This is a genomic window from Candidatus Binatia bacterium, from assembly GCA_029243485.1.
Lineage (GTDB): Bacteria > Desulfobacterota > Binatia > UBA12015 > UBA12015 > VGTG01.
On record JAQWRY010000041.1, the window covers coordinates 1 to 7,765 of the forward strand.

At 65.9% G+C, this 7,765-nt stretch carries 7 protein-coding genes; 4 read left to right on the forward strand and 3 right to left on the reverse strand.

What is annotated here, in order from left to right; translation table 11 throughout:
* Position 1 precedes the first annotated feature (1 nt).
* The 3 genes from P8R42_12465 to P8R42_12475 form a co-directional block, all read right to left on the reverse strand.
* Positions 2-220: a hypothetical protein gene (locus P8R42_12465; GenBank protein MDG2305434.1), complete on the reverse strand. Its 219-nt coding sequence runs from the start codon at positions 218-220 to the stop codon at positions 2-4.
* A gap of 207 nt (positions 221-427) precedes the next feature.
* Complete coding sequence (locus P8R42_12470) at positions 428-2,677, reverse strand: CRTAC1 family protein (protein ID MDG2305435.1); 2,250 nt, start codon at positions 2,675-2,677, stop codon at positions 428-430.
* The gene (locus P8R42_12475; GenBank protein MDG2305436.1) at positions 2,638-4,290 is read right to left on the reverse strand and encodes a multicopper oxidase domain-containing protein; all 1,653 of its coding nucleotides are present in this window, start codon (positions 4,288-4,290) and stop codon (positions 2,638-2,640) included. The genes P8R42_12470 and P8R42_12475 overlap by 40 nt, the downstream gene beginning before the upstream one ends.
* A gap of 182 nt (positions 4,291-4,472) precedes the next feature.
* Here P8R42_12475 and P8R42_12480 point away from each other — a divergent pair, with 182 nt between their 5' ends.
* The 4 genes from P8R42_12480 (at position 4,473) to P8R42_12495 (ending at position 7,029) form a co-directional block, all read left to right on the forward strand.
* The gene (locus P8R42_12480) at positions 4,473-4,874 is read left to right on the forward strand and encodes a hypothetical protein (GenBank protein MDG2305437.1); all 402 of its coding nucleotides are present in this window, start codon (positions 4,473-4,475) and stop codon (positions 4,872-4,874) included.
* Between the two features lies 1 nt (position 4,875).
* Entirely contained in the window at positions 4,876-5,439 is a 564-nt protein-coding gene (locus tag P8R42_12485; protein MDG2305438.1) for a CDP-alcohol phosphatidyltransferase family protein, read from the forward strand.
* Between the two features lie 241 nt (positions 5,440-5,680).
* The gene (locus P8R42_12490; GenBank protein ID MDG2305439.1) at positions 5,681-6,181 is read left to right on the forward strand and encodes a hypothetical protein; all 501 of its coding nucleotides are present in this window, start codon (positions 5,681-5,683) and stop codon (positions 6,179-6,181) included.
* A 65-nt stretch (positions 6,182-6,246) separates the two neighbouring features.
* Entirely contained in the window at positions 6,247-7,029 is a 783-nt protein-coding gene (locus tag P8R42_12495; protein MDG2305440.1) for a hypothetical protein, read from the forward strand.
* The last annotated feature ends 736 nt before the right edge of the window (positions 7,030-7,765 follow it).

Genomic DNA, 7,765 nt, shown 5'->3' on the forward strand with positions numbered 1-7,765 from the left:
GTCACGCGGCTTCGATTTCCTCGGCTACCAGTTTCGTACCGGACGCAAACTTCGTCCTTCCGGCGAGAGTCACCGCCGCCTGCGCGAGCGTGCGCGCCGGCTTCACGAGCAGGGAGGCGACCGGCAACGCCTCCGGCAGTAGGTGTTGCGCTGGTGGCGGTGGATTCACGGCGGATTGGGCGAGGGCCGTGCGGCCCTGGTCAGCCGGAAAGGAGGGCACGAGCGCACCTGGTCCCAGGTCCGGATTTCGGGTTCAAGCGGCCGCGGCGGAGCCGTCGGGCGGCTTCATGTCGGCTATCCGCGATCAACGTCTACGGCGACGACGGCATCACACCGCGCTAGAGGTCCGGCCGAAAAGTCGCACGCAGCGCCGTCCAGCGGGCGAGCCAGGCTCTCGAACGGCGTGGGACTTTTCGGCCGCGCCCTTCTAGTCGGTCGTCGCGGGCGCCTGATCCTCGACGACTCGAAGGGCGCTTCCGAGCGCGACGTCCGCGAAGGACTGACGGACATCCGACACAGGCCAGTATACCTCGACCCGCTCGATGCCCGCGGCGTTGCCCAGCCCGATACGGACGGGGATTGGGCCCGCACCAAAGCCGCCTCCCGCCGACACGACCCGGTGGAGCGACCGTGACCGGCCGTCCTCGTCCACGACATCGACGCGGATCCGCGCTCCGATCCCGTCGCGGTTGCTCCGCATGCCCTCGGGATCGATCACGACGAAGCTGCCCTCGGTGCCCGGGTTCTCGAACAGTGCATCGCCGAAGGAGTCACCCGGAAACATGCCGCCGGTCCGAAGGTATACGTCCTCGTCGCCGTCCGCGTCGAAGTCGGCGAAGACGAGCCCTTCGGCCTTCTGTAAGTGTCCGAAGCCGCCGGGGGTCGTCACGTCGACGAAGGAGCGCCCGTCGCGGTTTCGAAACATCGCGTTTGGGAGGAGCGCTTCGTAGCCGGGGTAGCCGGTAGTCAAGTACAGGTCCAGCCACCCGTCGTCGTCGAGATCGCCGAAGTTGCCGCCGGCAGCCGGCGGCGCCCGATCGAGGCCGACTCGCTCGGTGACGTCTTCGAAGCCCAGCTCACCGTCCCCGCGGTAGAGCCGTGCACTTTCGAGCTCGTGCGGCAGTCCCAGCAGCGCGGGAACGAGTCGCTCCAGATCGGGCTCGTCTTCCGCGTACCCGCGCGCCTCGTGATGGTCTGAGGTGTAGCTCGACACGAACAGGTCGAGGGCGCCGTCTTGGTCGTAGTCCCAGGCCCAGGCCGCGAGGCTCCCGTGCGGCGCGAGCACGCCCGCCTCCGCTGCGACGTCCGTGAACGTTCCGTCGCCCTCGTTGCGGTAGAGCCGGTTGGGCCCGTAGAGGTTCGAGACGAACAGGTCGGGATCGCGATCGTCGTCGAAGTCGGCCCACACGACGCTCTTCGCCCACCGGTAGTTGTCGACGCCAGCCTCGTCGGCGACGTCCACGAAGCGACCGTCGCCTTCGTTGCGAAACAGCTGACTGGGAACCGTGTAGTTCCCCCACGACTCGTTGCCCACGTAAAGGTCGAGGTCTCCGTCGCCGTCGAAGTCGGCCCAGGCGGCGCTGTGGGAAGGGACGTCTCTGCCCGCGAGGCCGGCCTCGATTGTCACGTCTTCGAACGAGGCATCCCCCCGGTTGCGCAGCAGCGAGTTCGGATGCTGTCCGAATCTTCCCAGCCACGCGCCGCGCAAGACGTAGAGGTCCTGATCGCCGTCGTCGTCGTAGTCGGCGTGGATGACCGCGTTGCCACCGAGCTGGTCGGCGAGCCCTGCTGCGTCGCTGCGGTCCCGGAATCGGCCCGCTCCGTCTCCGCTTAGCAGACGAAGTGGTGCAGAAGGATCGGAGCTCGCGATTACCAGGTCGAGAAATCCGTCTCCATCAAAATCGGCGACAGACACGCCGCCCCCGAGATTGCGTTGGGAGACGCCCGCGCGGCCGCCGACGTCGCGAAAGCGCCTAAACTCAGGCTCGCCCGACGAGAAGACCTCCGGCGAGATCCTGTACGCCTCGGGCACGCCGCCGGGAAACTCGCCGAGCGTCATGTAGGCGACGTTCAGGAGCCAGCGCGCGGACAGGCTCCGAGGCTCGACCTCGAGCAGCTCTTCGAGAACCTCGGTCGCCCGGCGCGATCCGCGTTGGTCCGTGTGAACGCCGGCGGGTCGGATCGGAAGGATACAGCTGTCGCTGGTGTGCATCGCGACGCAATTCCGTGTCTCCCCGAGGCGAAGGTATCCGGTTGCGACGTCGAGGAGGACTCGCGCCGTCGCGCCGCGGTCGAACCGATCCGGATGGGCGACGGCGATCGAGTGCGCTTGCTCCAGAGCTTCGACCGCAGCTTCGACCTCGCCGAGACGCAGCTCGCCGTACGCGAGCCGACGGAGCTGGTGAACCTGCATGCCGGGTTCGAGCGATTCGCCGATACGCTCCCAGTTCTTGCGCAGCGTCTGGACCTCGACGGTTCCGGTGTAGGGACTCGTCGTTCTCGACTCGATCTCGACGCGCCGAAGCGCCTGCTCGATCGTCTCGGGCTTCGCCGGGATCGCCGCCTCGTGCTGGAGCGCGTCGGGCGGAGGCTCACAGCCGACGAGAAGCGCGAGCGCGACGAGCGCCCGGAGTCCGTTCACCCGCCGGACATCGGAACGGGCGCGTCCACGGGGCACGGCACGTTCTCGTCGTTGCAGACCTCGATCACCGCCATCATCCCGTTGTCTTCGTGCTCACCGATGTGGCAGTGGTACACGAACTTGCCCGCGATCACGGGATCGGTGAACGGAATGATGACCTTCACCTGCCCGCGCGGGAACTGCCCGTCGTCGCAGACAGTGCTCGTCTCATGCGTGTAGATCGGGTTCCCGTCCGCCGGGACCGTCTGACACACGCCGTTCGCCTCGTCTTCCCAGATGCAGTTGCGCCAGGGAATGTTCTGGGTGTCCTGGCGCCCAATGAAGGGCTGAGGCTCGCCGTTCACCTCGGTCACCTGGAAGTCGAGTTGGTGGATGTGGAACACGTGGTTCTCGCCGGTGCAGTTGTTGATCGTCCACTCCTCGATACATCCGAGCCGCACCGTCGTGTTGGTGACGTTTGGATCAAATTGCTGGCCGTTGATGAAGAACGGACTTCCGCTGGGGCGCTCTTCGAAATTGATCACGCGCGGTGGGCAGTTCTCTCGTCCCCGCAGGTCTTCGACCGGTGGAAACTGGTTGGGCGTAGGCAGATCCACCGTCTCGGCCCGATCCCCGCCGATCACCAGCGTCGCGAGAAGGCTTTCCGGCGAGCAGTCGCCCTGAGGTCCCATGCATGTCGAGGCGTCGCTGTTCTCGCAGCCGTCGAGGTTGTCGATGCCGGCGTCGTCGCACGCGCCGCCGTCGTAGACCGCGTCGGACCCACCCGGGAAGTACCGATCGTAGTTCGGCGGTTGATTGCCGAGCGTGCGTGTCTTGAGCGCGTACGTTCCGGGTCCTCCTCCGACCACGAGGAACTGTGACCGCGCCGCCGTCGGCAGAAGAATGCTCTGTCGCTCGACGAGACGGGTGTGGCGCTGTCCGTCGCGCGCGATCTCGTAGAAGGTGTGGCCCTCGAGAACGAGGTGATAGTAGATGTCCGCCCCGATGTTCCCGACGCTCCACAGCTGAACCTCGCCGGGGCGCATCCCAATGGTCGGTGCGATCTGACCGTTCACGGTCCGTTGGGTAGGGCTGCCGGTGTCCGGCGTCACGGCGACCTGACCGTTTGCGTCGATCTGCAGGTCCTTCAGCAGCAGCAGGTGCGAGCGGATGTCCGCGAGCTGCGGGAAGGGCGCGAGAAGTCCGTCGACGACGATCCCTCCGGACATTCCGCCGCCGATCTGCGACTCAGTGAGACCGTGGAAGTGGGGGTGATAGTAGTAGAGTCCCGGCGGATGATCGGGCGGGATGTCGATCGAGTATAAGATCTCGCCCCCCGGCAGGATCGTCAGGAAAACGTCGTCGCCCTGACCGGCCGCCGATGGGAGCGGTGACACGTTCATCCCGTGGTAGTGGATGTTGGTGTCGTTCGACAGGTCATTGCGCAGAGTGAGCTCGATCGTGTCGCCAGGCGCCACTTCGAGCGTTGGCGGCGCGAGTCGGCCGTCATAGACCTGCGTATTCACGGTCCGGCCGTCGAACTCGATGTCGGAGTGACCGGAGGTGAACGTGGTTTGGAGGACGCCATTCTCACTTCGGACCCTTGGCGGTTCCTCGAGCGTCCCCGCATCAGGATCGGCGTCGCTACACCCGCCGATCAGCGCTGACATGGCGACCACGGTGAGACCGCAGCACCCCAGCCTTCTCCCCGATGGTGTCCTCGACGACATACGTGCCTCCCTCTGCTAGGGCGATCCAGACGCATACTCCCTTGTGGGCGGGAGGTCTACGACGCCGGCCGCGATTTCACGGGCCGCGTGACCCGGTACGTGGTCCGCGATAGACGAAAGCCGTGGGATCAACCAAGCGTCCTGAGCGCCCGTGGTGGATGACCGGGCTCGCTGTGTTCTGTGCGCTCACGATCCCGTTCCTGCTGTACCGAGACGTCACCCTGAACCATGTTCGCGACGTCGAGGTCTGGTTCGGCTTCGAGCTACACGGGCCCGCTGCCGTAGCCACGGCACCGTTGCATTACCTCATTTTCGCGGTGGGAGCCTGGGGGTTCTGGAGACAACGCCCGTGGATTTTACCAATTGCGGCCGCTTACGAGATGTACATCGCGCTGAGTCACCTCGTCTGGAACCAGCTGAGCCCGAACGGGTACGGCCTCCTCTCGGGGATCGCGCAGGCGATCGCGTTCTCGATTCCGGCCGTCTTCCTCTGGCGCGCGCACGTGTCGAGATCGGGGGGCTGAGGTGCTCTCGACGATCCCCAACGCGCTCAGCACGTTCCGCCTCGCCGCGACGCCGGTCTTACTCATTCTCGCGTGGCTCGGCGAGACGGCCCTGTTCCTCACCCTATTCGCCATCGCGCTGGCCTCCGACGTCCTCGACGGCATGCTAGCGCGTCGGTGGAAGATGGAGTCGGAGCTGGGGGCGCGACTGGATCAGTGGGCGGACTTCGCGGTGTGGGCGTCGTTCCCCCTCGCCGCGTGGTGGCTCTGGCCAGAGATCCTCGTGCGCGAGGCCGGCTACGTGATTCTCGCGGTCACGTGTCTCCTTCTGCCGACGTTCGTCGGGTTCCTCAAGTACCGCGAGGTACCGGGCTATCACACGTGGTTTGCGAAGACGTCGGCGGTTGCGATGGGAGTGGCGGTTCCAGCGTTACTCCTCTTCGACGTCGTGTGGCCGTTTCGGGCGGCGTCGCTCTTCTTGCTGATCGCTGCGGCCGACGAGCTCGCCATCACGTTCCTTCTTCCGGACTGCCGACACGACATTCCCTCCGCGATCCACGCGAGGCGTATGCGCGGCTGGCGGTAGGCGGGATCAAGGGCCCATTTGCCCAGGACGGCGGGTAGCCGCCACCGCGAAGGCTCGAGCCAGGTCCGGATTTCGGGTTCAAGCGGCCGCGGCGGAGCCGTCGGGCGGGCGCTCGGGGGTGTACTGGCGCGGAGACATCGGGGCTAGTCCCGCGACAAGGGCATGGTCGGTCCAGCGGCCTGTCTCTGGAGATGTGCGTGAGAGGAGGGCTGGAGTCCCTTCGGAAGTCCTCGCCCCGCAGGTGGCGTCGATCATCGATTTGCTGCCTGCCAGGGCGCCGACCGGGACGTCGGCGGCGGAGGCGGCTGCGCTGAAGGCGTATCACGACGCACTACAGGCGATGTTGAGAGCCGCTCACTCGGTGGACGCGGAGCTTTACTGCATTGAACACCGGCTGCGTCCGTTCGCGGATGACCAGATCCGGCTGCGAACGAGGGTGACGCTCCGCCATGGAGATGAGCCAGTTGACGCGTCCGACGGGACCATCACCGGGACCCTGTACGAGATGGCCGAGGCCACGATGGTCGCGGGCATCGAGCAGGTTGAGATCTCGATCGGCTTCGAAGCCCCCGGCGACCTCGATGAAGGAGGGCGCGAGCGGTACGACTTGGCGATCGGCGAGGCCCGCCATGTGGCCGAGGGACTGCGTTCCGCGCAGGATGAGTTCGCCAGTGCCAGGGAGGTGGTGGCAGCGCGGTCCGAGGATGTAGATCTTCACCTGCTTCTTGGCGGTGCAGCGTGAGGGGCTGCCACGCCTGGTAGTGTTGGGATGACAGGATCGAGTTCCTCGCTCGTCCGTTCTGGCCCATGATCCCTTCTTCCCGTTCGGTCTCGGTCTTCGTCTTGATGGCCCTCTGGCTGCTCACACCTCAGGTGTCCGTAGCCTTCACCGGGGACGAACAGTGCGAAGCGATCCGCATGGTCGCCATGGGCCAGCGGATCTCGTCGAAGCTTCAGTGTCGAGCGTGGGCGAAGCTCACGGACGCCCCGGTACAGCAGTTTTGCCTGGACGTCGCCGACCAGCGGTTTCTGAAGCTGGTGACGGACGCGGGGCCTGGGTGCGCTGACGCGGGCCTCGTGGTGGAGATGGGCGGTGGTGCTGACGCCGTGATGAGTGAGATCGTGGGGGCCGTCGAAGGGGCTACTCCGGCGATACCGGACATCTCCGGTCTCTGGGAGCTTCGCACGGTGGTAGCGGCCAACCCAGACCCCATGAGGGATGGGAGCCTGTACTGCGACTCTGATCCGACATGTCCCGACGAACTCGTCATCGTCGAGTGCGACACGGAGATCGTCCAGGATGGGGACAGGTTCGAGCAGTCGGCTCTCTGTAGGAGCGCGGACGACTCCCGTCTCTACCTTGAGCCGTTTTCGCAGTCCGGGGCAGGTGCGATCGATCTGGTGACGGGCGAGACCGTCATGGAGGGGGAGGTCGAGGTCTTTCCGAGCTTCTTCGTCTACTTCAAGGGTGAGGGGTCGTACGGCCCCGACGCTCAGTCGAGTACGATGACGACGACGGCGGGTGCGGATGGCAACTGGTTGTGGCTTTCGGTCACCACGGGGCGGCGGCTGGGTGAAGCCGGAGACTGACCAACATGCCCATCGAGGATGGGCGACAGGATCGCATCCGTCGGGCGTCGTTTCCCCGCATGGATGACCCCGAGAAGAACGGTGGTTCACGGCTCACGTTTCTCTTGGGGATCTTGGCATTCCCGGCTGCTGCGATCGTGGTCGTCGCTGCACTTTCCCTGGCGGATACGGCGGCGGACACGAGGACGCGTCCTCCCAAGCCACGAGTTGCCGGTTCCGTCGCAGATACGGCTGATGGTCCCGTCATGAGCGCCAGGGCTGTTCCTGGCCGCACTGGTGAATACGTTGCACCGCAGCGAGTTGGAACGCCCGAAGCCGCTGCATATGCGAGGGCCGGGGCTCACCTGATCTCTTTGGCCGGTCGGGGCCGCGATGGGTGTCAGGGATGCTTCGCTGGAGACGTGGCTCGCTGCAGTACACTTTCGGTGATCCTCGACGAGTTCGAGGAGGCGTCGGAGACGACAGCTGTGGCCCTAGAAACGGCAGAGAGACGCGTCGCTGCTTCACAGCTTGATCCAATCAAGTTGCGGGACGCTGCGGCCATGGTCGGCGGTAGGCGGGATCAAGGGCCTATTTGCCCATGCCGACGGGTAGCCGGCGGTAGGCGGGATCAAGGGCCCATTTGCCCAGGACGGCGGGTAGCCGCCACCGCGAAGGCTCGAGCCAGGTCCGGATTTCGGGTTCAAGCGGCCGCGGCGGAGCCGTCGGGCGGCGGGTTCCACTTCGCATGCTCGCT